A 19,131-nucleotide genomic window follows, 5' to 3' on the forward strand; every position below is an offset into this window, starting at 1 on the left:
GGAGCGGTTTTTTTATGGCTATATTTTTGTATTTTTATGCCATTAATATTTACAATTATGAAAAAATTAGCTTTACTAATTACTTGTATTATGAGTATAACTGCTACAAGCGCACAAAACGTAATGACTCCCGAAACCTTATGGCAATTAGGAAGAGTTACTCCTTTAGGAATTTCGAAAGATGGAAAACTTTTAGTTTACAAAGTAGGAACACCTTCTATTGAAGAAAATAAAATCAATTCAAAATATTATACAATTCCTGTTCAAGGCGGAAATGCTACTTTGGTAGAAGATTATAAATCGATATTAAATGACAAAAATATTTCTCCTGATGGAAAATTTCTGTTATTTTCAAAAGAAGTTAAGGTAGAAAAATTATTAGGAAAAGACCTTTATCCAGAATTATCAAAAACTACGGCACAAGTTTACACAGGCTTAGATTATCGTCATTGGGATACATGGAATGATGGAACGCACAACCACGTTTTCTATTCAGAAAATAAAAAAGATGCCGTTGGAATTGATATTATGCCAAACGAACCTTATGATGCGCCTCAAAAACCTTTTGGTGGTGACGAAGATTACATTTGGTCTCCAGATGGAACAAAAATCATCTACGTTTCTAAAAAGAAAGCGGGAACTGCTTATGCAACCAGTACCAACACCGATTTATACGAATACGATTTAGCAACAAATATCACAAAAAACCTTACCGAAAGCAACTTAGGCTACGATACCCATCCGATTTTTTCTCCAAAAGGTGATTTGTCTTGGCTGCAAATGAAACGCGATGGTTATGAAGCCGATAAAAATGATATTATTGTTCGTCATAGAGGATTAGACATTAATTTAACTGCGGGTTGGGACGGAACAGTTGATAGTTTCACTTGGAGTACCGATGGGAAAAAAGTATATTTTGTTGCACCAATTAAAGGAACGAAGCAACTTTTTGAAGTTAATTTTCCTGGTTTAACTAGAATTGCAGTACGTGTAACTCAATTAACAGATGGTGATTTTGATGTGAATGGAATTGTTGGTTTCTCAGGAACTTCGGTTTTAGTGACTAGAAATGATATGAACCATGCGCCAGAAGTATACTCGTATGATTTAACTAAGAAAACTTGGAAACAAATTACGAAAGTTAATGATGAAGCTTATGCTAAAATCGCTTCTTGTAAAACAGAAAAACGTTGGGTTACGACTACCGATGGTAAAAAAATGTTGGTTTGGGTAATTTTACCTCCAAATTTCGATAAAACTAAAAAATATCCAACGCTTTTATATTGCCAAGGCGGACCACAAAGTGCGTTGACACAATCGTATTCTTTCCGTTGGAATTTCCAATTGATGGCTTCGCAAGGTTATGTAATTGTGGCACCAAACCGAAGAGGAATGCCAGGACACGGAACCGCTTGGAACGAACAAATTTCTGGCGATTGGGGCGGACAAGTGATGGATGATTATTTAGCAGCAATTGATGATGTAGCAAAAGAATCGTACGTAGACAAAACACGCTTAGGTGCTGTTGGTGCAAGTTATGGAGGTTACTCTGTATTTCAATTAGCTGGAATTCACAAAAACCGTTTCAAAACCTTCATTTCGCACTGTGGTATTTTCAATACAGAAAGTATGTATGGAACTACAGAAGAAGTTTTCTTTACGAATTGGGATTCAGGTGGCGCTTATTGGGAAAAAGACAATACTACAGCGCAAAAAACCTATAACGAATTCAATCCAATTAAGTTAATCAATAACTGGAATACTCCGATTTTAATTATCCAAGGTGGAAAAGATTATCGCGTGCCAATTGGACAAGGACAAGAAGCTTTTCAAGCGGCTCAATTAAAAGGAATAAAAAGTAAATTCTTATTGTTCCCAGATGAAAACCATTGGGTGTTAAAACCACAAAATGCATTAGTTTGGCAAAGAGAATTTTTTGGTTGGTTAAAAGAAACGCTTTAAAAGTTCAAGGACAAGAGCAAGAACAATTTGAAAATTGAACTTGCTCTTGAATTTGATTTTTGACCTTGAAAATGATGCCATTCGAAGACATAGAACTCACCATAAAAACCTTTCATAAGCATGGCTTAACGAAAGAGGCAGCACTATGGCTTTTAAAAGTATATAAATTAGAACACCCGAATTTTGCAGGTTTTGAATTTAGAGAAGCCGCAAAACCCGATTTTATTTTAATGACTGCCGAAGGTGAAATTGGAGGTAAACAAATTATACGCATTCCAGAAAATACGTTTGAATTTCCGTTGGTTTTGATGTTGAATTTATTGGCACATGAAATGATGCACGTAAAACAAAAAGCACCAGAAATAGCGATGCAAGACAAAAACGAACGCGAATGGCAAGCCTATTACGAAATGTTGTTTCACAAAGAGTTCCCTTTAATTCCAAAAGCGTCTATTTTTCATCAAAAGTTTTTTGCAGAAAAAGCGATGGTGTATTACGACCGTTCTGAAAAAGAAGCCAATCCGTTGCGATTGAAATATAAAAATCAGAAATTAGAGATTGACGAATTAATTAAAAGTTTAGGGTAAAAAAAGCGATTTCAAATTGAAATCGCTTTTTTAGTTATTATTCTTGAGGATCTTTCATTACAAAAGATTCCATGAATTTTGTAGTGTAATTTCCAGCCACATAATCGGGTTCGTCCATTAATTGTCTGTGGAATGGAATGGTAGTTTTGATTCCTTCGATTACGAACTCATCTAAAGCACGCTTCATTTTATTGATAGCCTCTTCTCTTGATTGTGCTGTTGTAATCAACTTAGCAATCATAGAGTCATAATTTGGTGGAATTGTATATCCAGCGTAAACGTGTGTGTCTAAACGTACTCCGTGTCCTCCTGGCGCATGTAAAACTGTAATTTTACCTGGCGAAGGGCGGAAGTCGTTATAAGGATCTTCAGCGTTAATACGACATTCTATTGAGTGTAATTGTGGATAATAGTTTTTTCCTGAAATTGGAATTCCAGCCGCTACCATAATTTGCTCACGAATTAAATCATAATCAATTACTTGTTCTGTAATAGGATGTTCTACTTGGATACGTGTATTCATTTCCATGAAGTAGAAATTTCTGTGTTTATCAACTAAGAATTCAACCGTTCCAGCTCCTTCATATTTAATATACTCAGCTGCTTTCACTGCTGCTGTACCCATTTTTTCACGTAATTCATCTGTCATGAAAGGCGATGGAGTTTCCTCAGTTAATTTTTGGTGACGACGTTGAACCGAACAATCTCTTTCTGATAAGTGACACGCTTTTCCAAAAGAATCTCCAACAACTTGAATTTCGATATGACGTGGCTCTTCAATCAGTTTTTCCATGTACATACCGTCATTTCCAAAGGCTGCTGCTGCTTCTTGACGTGCACTTTCCCATGCTTTTTCAAGTTCTTCTTCTTTCCAAATAGCACGCATTCCTTTACCACCACCACCAGCAGTAGCTTTCATCATTACAGGATATCCAATTTCTTTAGCCACTTTTTTAGCTTGTTCGAAATCTTCTAAAATCCCTTCAGAACCAGGAACACATGGAACTCCAGCTTCAATCATAGTTGATTTTGCTGTAGCTTTATCTCCCATTTTTTCAATCATTTCTGGAGAAGCACCAATAAACTTGATACCATGCTCTTGACAAATTTTTGAAAACTTAGCATTCTCAGATAAGAATCCGTATCCTGGGTGAATAGCGTCTGCATTTGTAATTTCGGCAGCAGCTATAATATTTGACATTTTTAAGTAAGAATCCTTACTTGGTGCAGGTCCAATACAAACCGCTTCATCAGCAAATTTTACGTGTAAACTTTCCGCATCAACAGTTGAATAAACCGCAACCGTTTTGATGCCCATTTCTCTACAAGTTCTAATTACACGTAGTGCAATTTCACCTCTATTGGCAATTAATATTTTTTTAAACATGTTCTTTTAATTAGACAATTAGACAATGTGTCAATTAGACAATTATGAAGCAAAAAATCTTACTTCTAACCTCTAATTTCTAACTTTATTAAGATGGATCAACTAAGAATAATGGTTGATCAAATTCAACTGGAGATGAATCATCTACTAAAACTTTTACAATTTTACCAGAAACTTCAGATTCGATTTCGTTGAATAATTTCATTGCTTCAATTACACAAAGAACATCTCCTTTTCCGATAGTTGAACCTACTTCAACAAACATTGGTTTGTCTGGAGCTGGTTTTCTATAGAAAGTACCAATAATTGGTGATTTTACTGTAATATATTTTGCATTATCATCAGCTGCTGGAGTTGCTGCTGGAGCATCTGCAACCACTGGAGCTGCTGCTATTTGAGGAGCTGCCATTTGTGGAGCCGCTTGCATAGGCATTTGCTGTACATAAGTTGTTGTACTTTCTGTTCCTTCAGCTGTTGTTTTTATGGTGATTTTAAAATCGTCCATTTCTAATTTTACTTCTGTAGCACCTGATTTAGCTACAAATTTGATTAGGTTTTGAATCTCTCTAATATCCATAATATTTGATTTAGTTTAGTTTTGTTTTTATTTAGTGTAAGCCCATTTTAAATAGATAGCACCCCATGTGAATCCGCCACCAAAAGCTGCAAAGATAATGTTATCTCCTTTTTTCAATTGGTTTTCGAAATCTGATAATAATAAAGGTAGGGTTGCCGAAGTGGTATTTCCGTATTTTTGAATGTTGATTAAAACTTTAGCTTCGTCTAATCCCATTCTATTTGCAGTAGCATCAATAATTCTTCTGTTGGCCTGATGTGCTACTAACCAATTGATATCGTCGTGAGATAAATTGTTTCGTTGCATGATTTTTTCACTTACATCTGCCATTCCAGAAACGGCATATTTGAAAACCGTTTTTCCATCTTGGAATACAAAATGTTGTTTGTTTTTTACGGTTTCCTCAGAAGCAGGCAAAATAGAACCACCTGCTTCAATTTTTAAGAATTCTCTTCCGATTCCATCACTTTTTAAGATTTCATCTTGAAGCCCTAATCCTTCTGTATTTGGTTCAAACAACACAGCTCCTGCTCCATCACCAAAGATGATGCAAGTAGCTCTGTCTGTATAATCGATAATCGATGACATTTTATCAGAACCTATCAATAAAACTTTTTTGTATTTTCCAGATGCGATATAAGCTGAAGCTGCAGACATTCCGTAAAGGAAACTCGAACAAGCGGCTTGTAAATCAAATGCAAAGGCATTCGTTGCTCCAATTTGTGTAGCTACATAAACTCCCGTTGAAGCTACTGGCATATCTGGAGTTGCCGTTGCCATAATCACTAAATCAATATCTTTAGGATCTAAATTGGCTTTTTCTAATAAGTTTTGAGCGGCTTTAATCGCCATGAAAGAAGTCCCTTTTCCTTCTTCTTTTAACAATCTTCTTTCTTTAATTCCGGTACGAGTGGTAATCCATTCATCATTCGTATCTACTAATGTTTCCAATACTTGATTCGACAAAACAAAGTCGGGAACATAAGAACCTACTGCCGTAATTGCTGCTGTTATTTTATTCATCTTCGATTAATTTTTCCTTCTGAATTTTTAGGATTCAAAAAGTGGTGGAAATTACAAAAAAAATTTCAAACGAATCCTATTCGTTTTTATTAATTTAAAACGAATGGGTACTTAACAAAAAAACTCTCACAATGTGAGAGTTTTCTCTATTTTTTTGTTGATGCAATTAAGCTACTGCTTCATTTTTATCAATTACAACTTGACCTCTGTAGTACATTTTACCTTCATGCCAGTAAGCTCTGTGGTATAAGTGTGCCTCACCAGTAATTGGACATGTTGCGATTTGAGCAACTGTCGCTTTGTAATGTGTTCTTCTCTTATCTCTTCTTGTAGACGACTGTCTTCTCTTAGGATGTGCCATTGTTCTATTTTATTTATCCGTTAATAGTTTTTTTAAATTCTCCCATCTAGGGTCAATATCATTATTTTGTTGTTCTTCTTTTTTGTTTTCTTTTGGAGAAAGCGATTCTAATTTTTCAATTACATCAGACAGCGAACCATCTTTAACACCAGGATGTACTCTACGTAAAGGCACCGACAATATAATTGATTCATATATATACTGTGCTACATTTACTTGAAACTCGCCATGTGGTAAAATGAGCAACTCCTCATTTTCATCATTAAAGGCATCTCCAAACTTAACTAAAAGTTTTAATTTTCCTTTAATTGGCAAATCAAACTCTTCACCCGATACATCACAAGGTACATTTACAGTTCCTTTGTGTTTAAAATCGAGTTCAAGCATGGTGCTTTTTTTCTCTAAAACAATATCTACTTTAACCGAAACGTCATTAAATTCGTCGTAATCAAAGTTTTTAAAGAACGTATTATCTATTTGATAATCAAACTGATGCTTCCCTATTTTTAATCCCACAAAAGGAATTAAATATTCTTTTAAATTGTTCATAACAACAGTTTTACCTTTTTAAAAGGTGTGCAAAGATATAAAATATTTATAAATTCAAACTAGTTGTAAACATTTTTTTGTTTATAACTGTTTTTCTTTTGTTTTTAAAGGGTTTTTAATCAGCTCTTGATAGTCATTTCTTTTGTTATAAATATCAATTGCTAAATAAACTGCCTCTTTAAATGACTCGTGATTAGCAACTTTCTTACCTGCAATTTCATAAGCCGTTCCATGATCAGGCGAAGTTCTAATTTTATTTAACCCAGCAGTATAATTTACTCCATTACCAAAAGATAACGTTTTAAACGGAATTAATCCTTGGTCGTGGTAAGTTGCAATAACTGCATCGTATTTTTCATATTGAGCCGAACCAAAAAAACCATCCGCAGGAAAAGGTCCGAAAACCATATTTCCGGCATCAAATAATTTTTTCAATGCAGGCTTAATAATTTTTTCTTCTTCTTGTCCTATAACTCCATTATCTCCAGAATGTGGATTTAAACCTAAAACCGCCACCTTTGGCTTTTCTATTTCAAAATCCTGAATTAAAGTTTGGATTATGGTTTTTATTTTACTGGTAATTAATTTTTCATTTAAATGTTTTGCAACTTCGTTTACAGGAACATGATCAGTTAATAATCCCACACGTAAATCATCATGAACCATCAACATTAAAGCATTACCTTCCAACTCTTTATCTAAATAATCAGTATGTCCAGGGAATTTAAAATCTTCTGATTGAATATTATACTTATTAATAGGTGCTGTTACTAAAACATCAACCAAACCTTCTTTTAAAGCTTTTGTTGCAGCAACAAAAGATTTAATTGCATAACTTCCTACTACATCATCATTTTTACCTAATTCAAGATTTACTCCTTCACGCCAAACATTTAGTACGTTGATTTTTCCAACAACCAATTGCTCTATTTTATCAATTCCGTGAATGGCAATATCAATATTTAATTCTTTTCTCAAAAAAGAAACAATCTTAGCATTTGCAAAAATTACTGGCGTACACAATTCTAACATTCGAGTATCTTCAAATGTTTTTAAAATAACCTCGCTTCCAATACCATTTAAATCTCCAATCGAAATTCCAACAATTATATTTTCTGCTTTTTTAACCATGACAAGTGTGATTTATTGCTTACTTTTGATGTGCAAATTTAGTAAAATTAAATCAGTTATGTTTACCGGAATTATAGAAACCCTTGGAATTATAAAAGAAATCGAAAAAGATCAGGAAAACCTGCATGTAACGGTGGAGTCCGACATTACTCATGAATTAAAAATTGACCAAAGCGTAGCGCATAATGGTATTTGTTTAACGGTAGTGAAAATCGAAAACAAAAATTACACCGTAACCGCTATTAAAGAAACGATTGATAAAACTTCGATTGGAACTTGGAAAGTTGGAGATGTTGTGAATTTAGAACGCGCGATGAAACTTGGCGACAGACTAGACGGACACATTGTTCAAGGCCATATTGACCAAACTGGAACGTGTACAAACATTAAAGAAGCTAATGGAAGTTGGGTTTTTACATTTGAATACGACGCTTCTTTAAACAATATTACTATTGAAAAAGGTTCAATAACCGTAAACGGAACTAGCTTAACAGTTGTAAATTCAGGATTAAACACCTTTAGCGTTGCCATTATTCCTTACACATTTGACCACACTAATTTTAATACTTTTAAAATTGGCACAAAAGTAAATTTAGAATTCGATGTGATTGGAAAGTATGTAAGTCGATTAAACGAATTAAGAAAATAAAAAAAGGCTCTTATATAGAGCCTTTTTTTGTAGATATATATTTCTTAGATAAATAATAACCTGAAAGTAACGCCAAAAAGAATAAAACAACCAATCCTCCATCAATAGGCAAACCAGGACCAGGTGGTGGTGGTGGAGTTGGCGGCGGAGGTGTTGGATCTGCTGCTAAAACACCTTGAATACTAAAAAGTACTACTAAAATTGTTATAATTTTATTCATAATTGTTCTCATTGGGCGCAAAAGTATAATTTATATCATTCCCTTACTAATAAAAGAAATTATTTAATAATAAGTTAATATTATGTAACACAAACTTATTAGAAAACACGAAAATATAAATATTTTTATACTTTACAAGTTATTTTTAGAAAAAAACTTAAAAAAAACTTAAATTTTGTTAATTGTGAGTTTTTTCTTCTTAAATCTTAACAATAAAAGTGGTCCCACCTGGGCTCGAATGCTTTGAGTGTAAGCCACTATATTTTTGATGTGGCAAATATATAACTTTTTTTGAAACCTAAAAGTATACCTTAAATTAATTTCTACTAGCATAATAGAGAATTAATAATATCCAGTGAATACTTGATATTAGATACTAATAAATATAAGTTTGATGTAGTTTCTAGAATCCAAACTTCATTTGATTTAGTTACAAATCTACAAATTTTAACTTCATTATTTTCTAAAGTTTCACAAAGGCAATTCAATTTTAAGTTTACTATTTCAGATAATTCATTATAATCTGAATTTGAGCTTTCAAATGAAATTAAAACTGCCTCTAAAATATCAAGGTTAAAAATTAGTTCAGTTTTATATTTACTATAATTCAGAAACTTATTAAACTTCTTACCTATATAAATGTAGCTATCAAAACCCTGCATCCTGTCCTTTATTACTTTCAAATCAAACTCCCAATTATCATATTGCATACCTAACTTGAAAGGTATATTTAATTGTTTCATAACTTTTGGGTATAAAAAAACCACCTTGTTATTGGTGGTTGATTTGTTCATGGGTAATATCTTTTTGTGACTATATTATCCTTTGAATATATTATTACTTCAATTATAGATTTTATAGCACCTCCCTTTTCATCAAAGAAAAAATAATACCCTCTAGTTTCATATTTTTTTGTTGATTCAATAAATGTCCCTGAACTTTTAGAAATGTTATATTTTTCGAAATACAAACCATCTTTATTTCCTGATTCAATTAATTCTAATGGATAATCTTCAATTAACCATTTGTCAATATCTCTATTTTTAACATAAAGTGTTGCATAGTTATTACTGGTAATCATCATAAAACTAATCTTACTATATATTACAGATTGAGTGCCATCTATTTTATAATGTGAAGTTACATAAACATGACTATCTTGTGCTTTAGTAGTTGCAAAAGTCAGGAAAAACAAAAGGGAAATAATACTTTTCATTTGAATTTAATTAAAAATTAATGATTTGATTGTATTCTAATTCATTGAAGATGTTTTGAAATTCAATGATGTTTTTGAACTCATTTTCATTGAGTATAATTTTTGAAGTTTTATATGGCTCTAATTCTAGCATTATTGATATTTCTGTATCAAAAGCTAATTCAGAAGCTAACTTTTTGTATTTATTGAACCATTCAGATAAAGCAATTTTATCACTACTAATTTGCCTGTATTCTTGTACTAGGATATTAAAGTATTCCTCTTTCTGATGTAGTTGTATAACTCTGTCTAATTGGTAATAGGTTTCAATAAATATGCAGTTTTGCTCTCTATTTGAACATACACAAGGGTACATATGAGTTGATTTATCTTCAAGCCATATACTCCATTTATTGCAACTACTTTGACTAATTAGAAAATTGAAATAGTTTTCATTTTCAACTAACCAAGTTTTAATTTGTTCTGCTTTTAGGGGGTGGTGCTTTTTGAGTTCATCTTGAAGTTTGATATTCATTGTAAGAGCATTTTAGTATTGAAATAAGATTTATTAACTTTAAAAAGGTTTTGCATCACATTCAAATAATAATTCTTTGTAAGCTTTTAAGCTTGACTGCTCTAATCCTAAATAACTTGATATTAAATTTTCTAATTGAAAAATCTGAATTTTGAATATTTCTTGACAATGTGAGTTATAATTTCCAAAAATTCCACTTACAATAACAGGATTTAAGTGAACATTGTAGTTTTCTTTTAATATTTCATAATCATATTTAATACCTATTCTAAATGAGTCTCCTGAGTAAATATCACTATTTGAAAAGTGTGGAATTGTGCTACCAATAATGTAATCACAAAATAGAAACATTTTTGGTTCTTCTAAATAAGTTAAATAACACAAGTTTATAACTTTACCATTCTTAATTATAGAAATTGGAGATTTAGGATTTTGTGATTTCAATTCTTTATAATTCCATATAAAATTGAGGTGTTTTGATTCAAAATTGTGCATTGAATTTTTTATTATATCACGCTTATACTTTAATTGAGAAACAATTTGAAGCTTAACATTTTCCCTGTTTTCGTGTAATGCATCACCTATAATCCAAATTTCATCTTTTTCATTTTTGAAGTAAAATCTGAACAACTCGTTTTTATTGTTTTCATTTAGATTAGATAAGATGATTGTATTATTTAATTCATCAAATGGACAAAATCCAACAAATCTATACTTCTCAGAATCTCCATCTTTTATAATAGTGATGATACTTCCTTTTGCAATGTCTTTTAAAAGGTCTTTGTTGTAAATTATATTCAAATTCATATTTATTGAACTTGCCATATATGGCATTAACTTACAAACATATAAATCTTTTCTTGACTTGCCAAATATGTCAAGTTATGGATAAGCAAGAATTATTAAAAAGTGTGGGTAAAAGAATCCAAGATATTAGAATTAGCAAGGGTTTAACTCAAGTGGATTTAGTAGGTAAAATTGATGGAGATATTGATACAACTAATATTTCAAGAATAGAATCAGGCAGAACTAACCCTACAATTTATACATTACACAGAATAGCTGTTGCATTAGATGTTAAATTAGAAGAATTGGTAAAATAAAAAAGGTTATCTATTTAAAATAAATAACCCATTTTTGAAGATTTTAAAATTCAGAATTAACCCTGATACTTATCATTATTAGGATTCAATTGGTCAGCCCTATTGTCCTGATTTTGTTGATAGGTTTCATTTGTACCTGATGTACCTGAATTAGAATTACTCATGTCTGCTTCGTGATTTCTTGGCATAATTAATAGATTTTAAGTTTATTAAAATATATCAAATTGTGTACCATATTTAGTAACTAAAAATACATTTTGGCTATTTGTTAGTTAGCAGCCTATTTGCTTGGGAAATAGTATCTAGAGCAATAAAAGTATTCAAATTGCTTGATAAAACAAGTCCATTTTTCAACTTTTGGCTATATTATTATATCTTGGAATTTTAGTAAAGATTTAATTTATACCTTTTTCATTGATATTTAAACTCCAGTACACTTTTACAATTAATTTACATTTCTTGAAATTTATCCAACTCCACTTCGAGTATGACAACTTCAGTATTATTTGTATAGCAATTATTATCTTTTGCGTATTGATTGGCTAAATTAAAACTACTAAACACTCCCAAAAATATTTTGCTGAATTTAGATTTGTGCAAATCTGTTTCAAATAGTACATATACAGTTTTCATTAATCTAAAATTTAAAAATTACTACCATAATAGAGAAATTAATACAAGTTTTAGAATATTGCAGAAGTTGCAGAAACTGCAATATTTGCAATTTATAAAGTACCTTCATCTGCAAAGCTGTAATACCCAAATTTAGATATAATTAAGTGGTCTAATAAATACACCTCAAGCAAATTACAAGCTTCTTTTAACTTCTTTGTAATAGCTTTATCAGGTTCACTTGGGACTAACTTACCACTTGGATGATTGTGTACTAAAATAATAGCTGATGCATTGCATTTTAAAGCCACACCTAGAATAATTCTAATATCTACCACAGTTCCTGAAATACCACCTTTAGAAAGCTCATATATACCTAATACAATATTTGCCCTATTGAGCAATATTACTTTCACTTGTTCCTGATACTCCAAAATATCTAAATCCCAATGTTTCATAATCACTTCAAATATCTTTTGGCTATTTGTGACTTGAACTCTATCAGGATTAGTATTTGAATAGGAAACTTTAATTTCAGCTACTTCCATAGGAATAGAAAATAAAAAACTCGTCCATAATTTGAATAACTATTATATAGCTAAACAGAAAATGGACGAGTTAAATTTTACATTACAAATTCTTCTTTGTGATGTCCATTACTTGAAAAAGTCTGTTCCTCAGCTAGAAGTCTTTGAATAGATTTGTCTTCTTTAGATGTAATAGCTTCTTCTTGTGTGTAAACATATCTGTAGCTTAACATCATTACTTCTCCTGAGTCTTTATTTACATACTCATAAGGCTCACATTCTTGTTTCACTACATTACCTGGCATTTCAGTACCAATAAGAGCTTTACAAGTTTGCTCATCAAATGTTGATGAAATAAATGCTTTTTTAGCAGTTGCATAAAACTGATTAGAGGTTTGGCTTTTTACCATTTCAATACCTCCCGAAATTTCTAAAACAAAGAATTCTTTTCCTTCTTCTGTTTGTCTTTTTAAATAGTTAACAATTCGTACCATTGATTTAATTTTTTTGAGTTGAACTTTGCCAAACTTTAAACACACCTCTGAACTTAAAAAATTACAACTATCACCTTGAATTTATGTAAGCTAAAATTTAGAATGAAAAAAATATGGCACAAGAAATCTTTTCTTGCTCAAAATAAGTGGGGGTATTTAGTGGGTTTTAGAAGTGGCGGGGGTGTCTTGTGCGGAGGCTTGCGTGTGTATAAAGTTGTTGGTATCTAATTTTTTTTCAAAAAAAATTATTAACAAAAAGTGGTATAATTTTCTTAAATTTAACACTTTTAAAGTTTTAATAAATGTCATTATTTCAAAAGTCTGTAGTTTCAAAATATATACAAGCCCAAAACAAAGAAGTTTTATCTAAAAAATGGAATGATTTTACTAATCATTTCCACAATGCTACCATTCAAGGTAATATCAGAAACAGCAAAGAAGAACAATACCAAGAAGGCTTTTTAAGAGATTTATTTGTATCTATTTTAGGGTACACTTTAAATCCTGATGCAAATTTTAATTTGACAACAGAATTAAAAAACATTAAGGATAGCAAAAAAGCTGATGGTGCTATTATTATTGCAGATAAAGTAAAAGCTGTAATTGAACTGAAAGGTACTAATACCACAGATTTAGGTAAAATTGAAACTCAAGCATTTGGATACAAGAACAATCAAAAAGGATGCACCTATGTAATCACTTCCAATTTTGAGAAAATACGTTTTTACATTGATAATGCTATTGAACATATCGAGTTCAACCTATTTACACTAACCCAAGAAGAATTTAATTTATTATTTCTTTGTCTAGCTTATGAAAACATCAATCTTGATATAGCTAAAAAAATAAAAGATGAATCAGTTAGTGAAGAGGATGTAATAACTAAAAAACTTTATAAAGATTATTCACTTTTCAAAAGAGAGTTGTATCATAATTTGGTGGCACTAAACCCACAATATGAACCTTTGGAGTTGTTTAAAAAATCACAAAAATTATTAGATAGATTTTTATTTATATTTTTTGCAGAAGATAGAAACTTACTCCCTACCAACTTAATTTTTAGAATCAATAAAGAGTGGAAACAATTGCAACAAATGCGTATTGAAGTTTCACTATATGAGAGATATAAAATATACTTTAATGACTTGAATGTAGGAGCTAAAGTAGCTTTGCCAGCATTTAGTCAAACACACGGAACTGAAAAAGAAGAACATCAAATATTTGCTTATAATGGTGGATTGTTCAAAAATGATGATTTATTAGATAGCTTATTAATTGATGATGAAGTATTATACAATCATACAGAAAAGCTAAGTCATTATGATTTTGCAAGTGAAGTTGATGTTAATATTTTAGGACATATTTTTGAAAACTCTCTAAATGAGCTAGATGAAATAAAAGCCCAATTAGAAGGTACTGCAATTGATAAATCTAAAACCAAGCGTAAAAAAGATGGTGTTTTTTACACTCCAAAGTATATTACTAAATACATAGTTGAAAATACAATTGGTAAACTTTGCGAAGCTAAGAAACTAGAATTATCAATCAATGAAGAAGATTATACCATTGATAAGAAAAGACAGAAAAAAACCATTCAAGGTCTAGTTGAAAAAATTGATTCATACAGAAAATGGCTGTTACAAATAACTATTTGTGACCCAGCTTGTGGTAGTGGAGCTTTCCTGAACCAAGCATTAGATTTTTTGATTGAAGAACATAAATATTTAGATGAGTTACAAGCCAAATTATTTGGTGATGCTTTGGTTTTAAGTGATATTGAAAATAGTATTTTAGAAAATAACTTATTTGGAGTTGACCTTAATGAAGAAAGTGTTGAAATTGCCAAGCTATCTTTATGGTTAAGAACTGCTCAACCTAACAGAAAATTAAATGATTTAAGTGCCAATATTAAATGTGGCAACTCCTTAATTGATGCTGTTGAAATAGCTGGAGAAAAAGCTTTTAATTGGCAACAAGCCTTTCCTAAAGTGTTTGAAAAAGGTGGTTTTGATGTGATTATTGGAAATCCTCCTTATGTGGTTTATATTAAATCAATTGTTGGAAATTCTACCATAGATTATATTATTAAAAATTATAAGTGTGCAGAATATAATCCAAACACGTATGCTCTATTTACTGAGCTTGGAACTAAAATTTTAAAAACTAATGGTTTCTTAGGTTTCATAATTCCAAATAGTTGGATGCAAAACAAATATTTTTCAAATATGAGAGATTTTGTTTATGGATTACAAGTGAATGAAATAGTATATTTAAAAAATACTGCTTTTCAGGAAATTGTTGAAACTGTAGTATTAATATTTGAAAATAGAATTAGAATTTCAGAAAAAATTAAGCTTACTAGTGAAATTGTTGAAGATAAATTTATTTTTCAAACTTTTGATATTCAAAAATATAAAAATGGTTATAATCCATTTATTGAGACAACAGATAGTATTATTGATAAGATGAATATCAATACGAGTCTTAAAAATTATGCAATTATCTACAGAGGTCTTGAAACAAAAGATAATCAAAAATGGATTGTTACTGATAAATTAGATGATAACCACAAGCCTATTTTGTTAGGTAAAGATGTCAATAAGTATTCAACAAATTATAGTGGTTCATATGTCAACTTTATCAAAAAAGAAATGAAAAGTAATGCTAATGAAGAATATTATAATAGAGCTAAAATATTTATGAGAAGGACAGGCTCTTACATAATTGCAGATATTGATTTGACAAAGGCTATGGCATTAAAGAACTTATATTTAATTATTCCAAATGATGAAGATAATATCTACAGTATTGTAGCTCAATTGAACTCTAAACTTTTCAATTATTACCATAAAGCAAAATCTTCAGGAGAAAATAAAGCATTTGCTCAATTTACAGGTGAATATATTGAATCATTTCCTTGCAAAATGAATAATGAGTTCAACAACAAATTTAAAAATCTAGTGCAAAAAATAACATCAAGCAATTCAGAATTACTTGAACAATCCCAAAAATTCCAAAGAACCATTAAAAGAAAATTTGATGTAGTGAGTTTGCCTAAAAAATTGCAAGAATGGTATTTGTTGGGCTATCCTGAATTTATTAAAGAATTGGGTAAGCTAAAAGCAAAATTAACTTTATCAGAAGAAGCTGAGTGGGAGGAGTATTTTGTTTCAGAAGCTACCAAAGTGATGAAAATTAGATATGAAATTTTAACCACTGATGAAGCTATAGATAAAATGGTTTATGAGTTATATGGATTAACAAAAGAAGAGATTAGTATAATTGAAAATAGTTAATTATGGAAAAATATATTTTAGTAGAACATCAAAACAATAAAACTTTCACAGAGTTAGTAAATCAAAAAATTGCAGAGGGTTATTTGCCACAAGGTGGTATTGCAGTTTATGACAACTTCTTTATTCAAGCTATGATTTTAAAAGAACATTTATGATACAAAAATATACCAAACAAGAATTTGAAGCATTAGATTTTGATACAAAATGTGTAGTGATGGAAACATTACTAACAGATGATTATTTTTCAGGTCAAATGGATATTGATTTCTATTTTGTAGAAGATGAAAATAGTACAATTCTACCACCTAAAACAAAAGAACAAGAGGACAGAGAAGAGAGAGAATTCAATGCGTTGATACAAAAACTAACTGATAAATTATTTGGCAACAATGATGAAATTGAATTAGATATTGAAGAAATTTTGAATAGTTAATAAATGAAACTATGGACTATACAACCCATTTTTTGGTATGAAAAATTGTTAGAAAATGGTTTCATCTATGGAGATGTAAATTTATCTAATGTAGATGATAATTTTTTATATGCTTACACTTGGCTCTTGCAACAAATGTAAAGCAAGGTTTCAAAAAAGCCATTTGAAAATGCTACACCCATTTGGGCTTGGCATCAATATAGAAGTGAACAAAAAAAGAGACCAGATTTAAGGTCAAGTCATTTAACAAAAGGCACAAAAGGAGTTAGAATAGAGTTATGTAAAAATGAAAATGAAGTGTTACTTTCAGATTATGATTTATGGCATCATCCATTAAATTATTGGTGCATCCATGATAATGAAAAACAAGAGAATGAATTTGATAAATTGTTAGAAACTGAAAAAGTAAATTTTATTGATAAAGAAAATTATACACTTATTCTAAAAAACAAAGTGGAAGAAAGTTGGCACAAAATTTTTGACCTAAACTATGCAACGGAATATGCAGCTCATAAAAAAGAACAAAAATCTATACAAGCAACTTTTTGGAAACTATCTGTTGAAGAAATTATAAAAGTAGATTATTTTACAGCAAAATAGAATAAATAATAAAACTAAGCAAAATGGTAAAAGCAATAATTAACTGGTTTAAAAACTACTACAATAAAGAGATAGATTACACTTTTGAAATAGAATTTTCAATTTATGATGTGATACTGTTAATTATAATATTACTAGTGGTTTTTAAAATATTCTTTTAAAAATGGGTTGTGATATTTCCATATTAAGCAAACACAATTTAAACATTTCCAATGTTGAAACTCTTGCTGTTGACTTATCAGAAAGGCTTAACCTAAATATTGATTATGGGTATTATACAACCAAAGAGTATAATGAATTATTAGGTGTTGATTTTGATAATGAACTCATACAATTAGGTTCTATTAGAAAAACTAAAGCTGATGCAAGATACTTATTAGTAGATGAAAATTACCAAAAGAAACAATTGTATCAAAAGTATGGTGACCAATTATTTAATAAAGTGGAATATTGGAGTTGGTACAAAGAATACATGCCAGATGAAGAAGAAATTTTAGAAGAAAAGAAAGATATTACATTAGCTTACTATTTTCTAGATAGTGTTGATAGTACAAATGCAGAAGGCTATATGAATATTCATGATAAAATTCTAATGAATGATTTATACTACTTTTCAAGATGGTGGAGTTTCTGTAATGCAATGCAAACAAATGAAGGATTTGATGACAGATACACCCAAACATTTAGAAAACAAATCATGAAAAGTACTTTGGCTCTTGGAGGAGATAAAGCCTACTTTGTAAATGACCAATGCAACCATTTAAAAGGAGTTGGACAAGGAAATGAAATCTACTACAGTTGGAATGAACTAGAAGAATTCATTAATTCAAGACCAATTTTAGAGGTAATATCCATTTCTAAAATAGCATTAGACCCAACTTATAAAAATGAAGTCAGCAAAAAAATAGATAGAAATTTGGCTTTTGTTGATGATTTTAAAGATATAAAAGAGTAAAAATGAATGAATTTGAAATAAAAACATTAAGAGATTGCACCATTAAAGCAATTGAACACCTTGATAAAAACCCTTGGGATTCTAAGAATAATAGTAGGACTGGTGATTTAGTTTATAAAGGAAAATTATACCCAACAAAACCTGTATTATGGGAAATAGAGAAGCAAATTGAAAATGAAAATTTAGATGTAAAGATACCTTCACTTTCTGGTGGTGAGGCAATTTTTCAATTTTTTGAAAAACTAGGATTTGAGATACAAAGAAAGGAATTTATTAAAACTAATAGTTTGGAAAAGCTAGTAGAAAGTTATATTAAAACTTTGAGATTGAAAGGTGACCCAAACGAATCATACAAATGGGATGCTGTTGAACATTTTCAAAAACATTGGAATATTGATGCAATAGATTTTTATAAAATGTTCTCAGAAGCATTTAGGAAAGTTTCAAACTTACTTTATCAAAACTCTTGGGGATTTATTAGTAAAATAGCTCAAAATTTTCCTGAAGATACTAGGCAAATGTTTAGGATTCTGTATGATGAAAATATTGATTTAGCAAATAGATTTGAGACATTTAAAATCAAGTCTGAGGAATTGTAAATCGTCAGCAAAAAGTGGACTGATTTAGTTCAAAACTAAGAGAGTGTTTTCAAAAATTATTAACTTTGAAATAGTATGAAAACACCTAAGAAAAAAACAGCAGAGAATTTCATCAAAGACATTCGTAGAAATACACGAAGAATCTTTAGTTCCGAACAGAAAATCCAAATTGTAATGGAAGCTTTACGTGCAGAAATGTCAGTTGCAGAATTATGTCGTAAGTATTCAATTAATGAATCTCAGTTTTACAAATGGAATAAAGAGTTTTTAGAAGCTGGTAAAAAGCGTTTAGCAGGCGATACCACAAGGGAAGCCACAAGTGATGAAGTAGTAGAA

General features: G+C 30.4%; 26 protein-coding genes and 1 pseudogene. 12 read left to right on the forward strand and 15 right to left on the reverse strand.

What is annotated here, in order from left to right:
• Positions 1-57: 57 nt before the first annotated feature.
• Positions 58-1,962 (forward strand): S9 family peptidase, encoded by a 1,905-nt coding sequence (locus tag BP92_RS0110375; RefSeq protein ID WP_026726012.1) that lies wholly within the window; start codon positions 58-60, stop codon positions 1,960-1,962.
• 71 nt (positions 1,963-2,033) lie between these two features.
• Complete coding sequence (locus BP92_RS0110380; RefSeq protein WP_084329722.1) at positions 2,034-2,549, forward strand: hypothetical protein; 516 nt, start codon at positions 2,034-2,036, stop codon at positions 2,547-2,549.
• Between the two features lie 37 nt (positions 2,550-2,586).
• On the opposite strand, the gene accC is transcribed toward BP92_RS0110380, so the two are convergent.
• The 6 genes from accC to pdxA all read right to left on the reverse strand — a co-directional run bounded on the left by accC (position 2,587) and on the right by pdxA (position 7,577).
• Entirely contained in the window at positions 2,587-3,936 is a 1,350-nt protein-coding gene (gene accC / locus BP92_RS0110385; RefSeq protein ID WP_026726014.1) for an acetyl-CoA carboxylase biotin carboxylase subunit, read from the reverse strand.
• Positions 3,937-4,024: 88 nt separating this feature from the next.
• Positions 4,025-4,513: an acetyl-CoA carboxylase biotin carboxyl carrier protein gene (gene accB / locus BP92_RS0110390; protein WP_026726015.1), complete on the reverse strand. Its 489-nt coding sequence runs from the start codon at positions 4,511-4,513 to the stop codon at positions 4,025-4,027.
• 27 nt (positions 4,514-4,540) lie between these two features.
• The gene (locus BP92_RS0110395; protein ID WP_026726016.1) at positions 4,541-5,536 is read right to left on the reverse strand and encodes a beta-ketoacyl-ACP synthase III; all 996 of its coding nucleotides are present in this window, start codon (positions 5,534-5,536) and stop codon (positions 4,541-4,543) included.
• A gap of 166 nt (positions 5,537-5,702) precedes the next feature.
• Positions 5,703-5,897: a 50S ribosomal protein L32 gene (gene rpmF / locus BP92_RS0110400; RefSeq protein WP_008255033.1), complete on the reverse strand. Its 195-nt coding sequence runs from the start codon at positions 5,895-5,897 to the stop codon at positions 5,703-5,705.
• Positions 5,898-5,906: 9 nt separating this feature from the next.
• Complete coding sequence (locus BP92_RS0110405) at positions 5,907-6,446, reverse strand: YceD family protein (protein WP_026726017.1); 540 nt, start codon at positions 6,444-6,446, stop codon at positions 5,907-5,909.
• An 81-nt stretch (positions 6,447-6,527) separates the two neighbouring features.
• Complete coding sequence (gene pdxA / locus BP92_RS0110410) at positions 6,528-7,577, reverse strand: 4-hydroxythreonine-4-phosphate dehydrogenase PdxA (protein ID WP_026726018.1); 1,050 nt, start codon at positions 7,575-7,577, stop codon at positions 6,528-6,530.
• Positions 7,578-7,635: 58 nt separating this feature from the next.
• Between pdxA and BP92_RS0110415 the strand changes: the two genes are divergently transcribed.
• Entirely contained in the window at positions 7,636-8,226 is a 591-nt protein-coding gene (locus BP92_RS0110415; RefSeq protein WP_026726019.1) for a riboflavin synthase, read from the forward strand.
• A gap of 10 nt (positions 8,227-8,236) precedes the next feature.
• Here the strand turns inward: BP92_RS0110415 and BP92_RS16120 are convergent, their stop codons facing one another.
• From BP92_RS16120 to BP92_RS0110440, 5 genes are all read right to left on the reverse strand, one after another.
• Positions 8,237-8,446, reverse strand: a complete 210-nt coding sequence (locus tag BP92_RS16120; RefSeq protein WP_051604446.1) for a hypothetical protein — start codon at positions 8,444-8,446, stop codon at positions 8,237-8,239.
• Positions 8,447-8,772: 326 nt separating this feature from the next.
• Positions 8,773-9,240 (reverse strand): hypothetical protein, encoded by a 468-nt coding sequence (locus tag BP92_RS0110425; protein ID WP_150111915.1) that lies wholly within the window; start codon positions 9,238-9,240, stop codon positions 8,773-8,775.
• On the reverse strand, positions 9,237-9,662 hold the full coding sequence (locus tag BP92_RS0110430; RefSeq protein ID WP_026726021.1) for a hypothetical protein: 426 nt from the start codon (positions 9,660-9,662) through the stop codon (positions 9,237-9,239). Before BP92_RS0110430 ends, BP92_RS0110425 begins: the two co-directional genes overlap by 4 nt.
• Positions 9,663-9,672: 10 nt before the next feature.
• Positions 9,673-10,176: a hypothetical protein gene (locus BP92_RS0110435; RefSeq protein ID WP_026726022.1), complete on the reverse strand. Its 504-nt coding sequence runs from the start codon at positions 10,174-10,176 to the stop codon at positions 9,673-9,675.
• Positions 10,177-10,215: 39 nt separating this feature from the next.
• Positions 10,216-10,983 (reverse strand): hypothetical protein, encoded by a 768-nt coding sequence (locus BP92_RS0110440; RefSeq protein ID WP_160169125.1) that lies wholly within the window; start codon positions 10,981-10,983, stop codon positions 10,216-10,218.
• 5 nt (positions 10,984-10,988) lie between these two features.
• Between BP92_RS0110440 and BP92_RS0110445 the strand changes: the two genes are divergently transcribed.
• Entirely contained in the window at positions 10,989-11,279 is a 291-nt protein-coding gene (locus BP92_RS0110445) for a helix-turn-helix domain-containing protein (protein WP_245598376.1), read from the forward strand.
• A 56-nt stretch (positions 11,280-11,335) separates the two neighbouring features.
• Here BP92_RS0110445 and BP92_RS17435 read toward each other — a convergent pair whose 3' ends face one another.
• The 4 genes from BP92_RS17435 to BP92_RS0110465 all read right to left on the reverse strand — a co-directional run bounded on the left by BP92_RS17435 (position 11,336) and on the right by BP92_RS0110465 (position 12,912).
• Complete coding sequence (locus tag BP92_RS17435; protein WP_262486609.1) at positions 11,336-11,467, reverse strand: hypothetical protein; 132 nt, start codon at positions 11,465-11,467, stop codon at positions 11,336-11,338.
• Positions 11,468-11,729: 262 nt separating this feature from the next.
• On the reverse strand, positions 11,730-11,912 hold the full coding sequence (locus BP92_RS0110455; protein WP_026726024.1) for a hypothetical protein: 183 nt from the start codon (positions 11,910-11,912) through the stop codon (positions 11,730-11,732).
• Between the two features lie 92 nt (positions 11,913-12,004).
• A complete protein-coding gene (locus BP92_RS0110460) occupies positions 12,005-12,439 on the reverse strand; it encodes a JAB domain-containing protein (RefSeq protein WP_026726025.1) in 435 nt (144 codons plus the stop codon).
• A 77-nt stretch (positions 12,440-12,516) separates the two neighbouring features.
• On the reverse strand, positions 12,517-12,912 hold the full coding sequence (locus BP92_RS0110465; protein ID WP_026726026.1) for a hypothetical protein: 396 nt from the start codon (positions 12,910-12,912) through the stop codon (positions 12,517-12,519).
• 302 nt (positions 12,913-13,214) lie between these two features.
• On the opposite strand from BP92_RS0110465, the gene BP92_RS0110470 reads away from it, so the two are divergent.
• The 8 genes and pseudogenes from BP92_RS0110470 to BP92_RS0110505 form a co-directional block, all read left to right on the forward strand.
• Positions 13,215-16,208, forward strand: coding sequence for an Eco57I restriction-modification methylase domain-containing protein (locus BP92_RS0110470; protein ID WP_026726027.1), 2,994 nt, complete (start codon positions 13,215-13,217; stop codon positions 16,206-16,208).
• A 2-nt stretch (positions 16,209-16,210) separates the two neighbouring features.
• The gene (locus BP92_RS17035) at positions 16,211-16,363 is read left to right on the forward strand and encodes a DUF1737 domain-containing protein (RefSeq protein ID WP_150111917.1); all 153 of its coding nucleotides are present in this window, start codon (positions 16,211-16,213) and stop codon (positions 16,361-16,363) included.
• On the forward strand, positions 16,360-16,641 hold the full coding sequence (locus tag BP92_RS0110480; protein WP_026726028.1) for a hypothetical protein: 282 nt from the start codon (positions 16,360-16,362) through the stop codon (positions 16,639-16,641). The genes BP92_RS17035 and BP92_RS0110480 overlap by 4 nt, the downstream gene beginning before the upstream one ends.
• Before the next feature lie 3 nt (positions 16,642-16,644).
• On the forward strand, positions 16,645-16,782 hold the full coding sequence (locus BP92_RS17115; RefSeq protein WP_160169126.1) for a hypothetical protein: 138 nt from the start codon (positions 16,645-16,647) through the stop codon (positions 16,780-16,782).
• A 15-nt stretch (positions 16,783-16,797) separates the two neighbouring features.
• Positions 16,798-17,241: pseudogene (locus tag BP92_RS16775) on the forward strand (DUF3841 domain-containing protein); the annotation flags it as partial.
• 163 nt (positions 17,242-17,404) lie between these two features.
• Complete coding sequence (locus BP92_RS0110495) at positions 17,405-18,196, forward strand: hypothetical protein (protein ID WP_026726030.1); 792 nt, start codon at positions 17,405-17,407, stop codon at positions 18,194-18,196.
• 2 nt (positions 18,197-18,198) lie between these two features.
• Entirely contained in the window at positions 18,199-18,795 is a 597-nt protein-coding gene (locus tag BP92_RS0110500) for a hypothetical protein (protein ID WP_026726031.1), read from the forward strand.
• 75 nt (positions 18,796-18,870) lie between these two features.
• Positions 18,871-19,131: transposase (locus BP92_RS0110505; RefSeq protein WP_026726032.1), on the forward strand; the 261-nt coding region annotated here is incomplete at its 3' end.

It is taken from the genome of Flavobacterium sasangense DSM 21067 (genome assembly GCF_000686885.1).
In the GTDB taxonomy this organism is placed as follows: Bacteria; Bacteroidota; Bacteroidia; order Flavobacteriales; family Flavobacteriaceae; genus Flavobacterium; species Flavobacterium sasangense.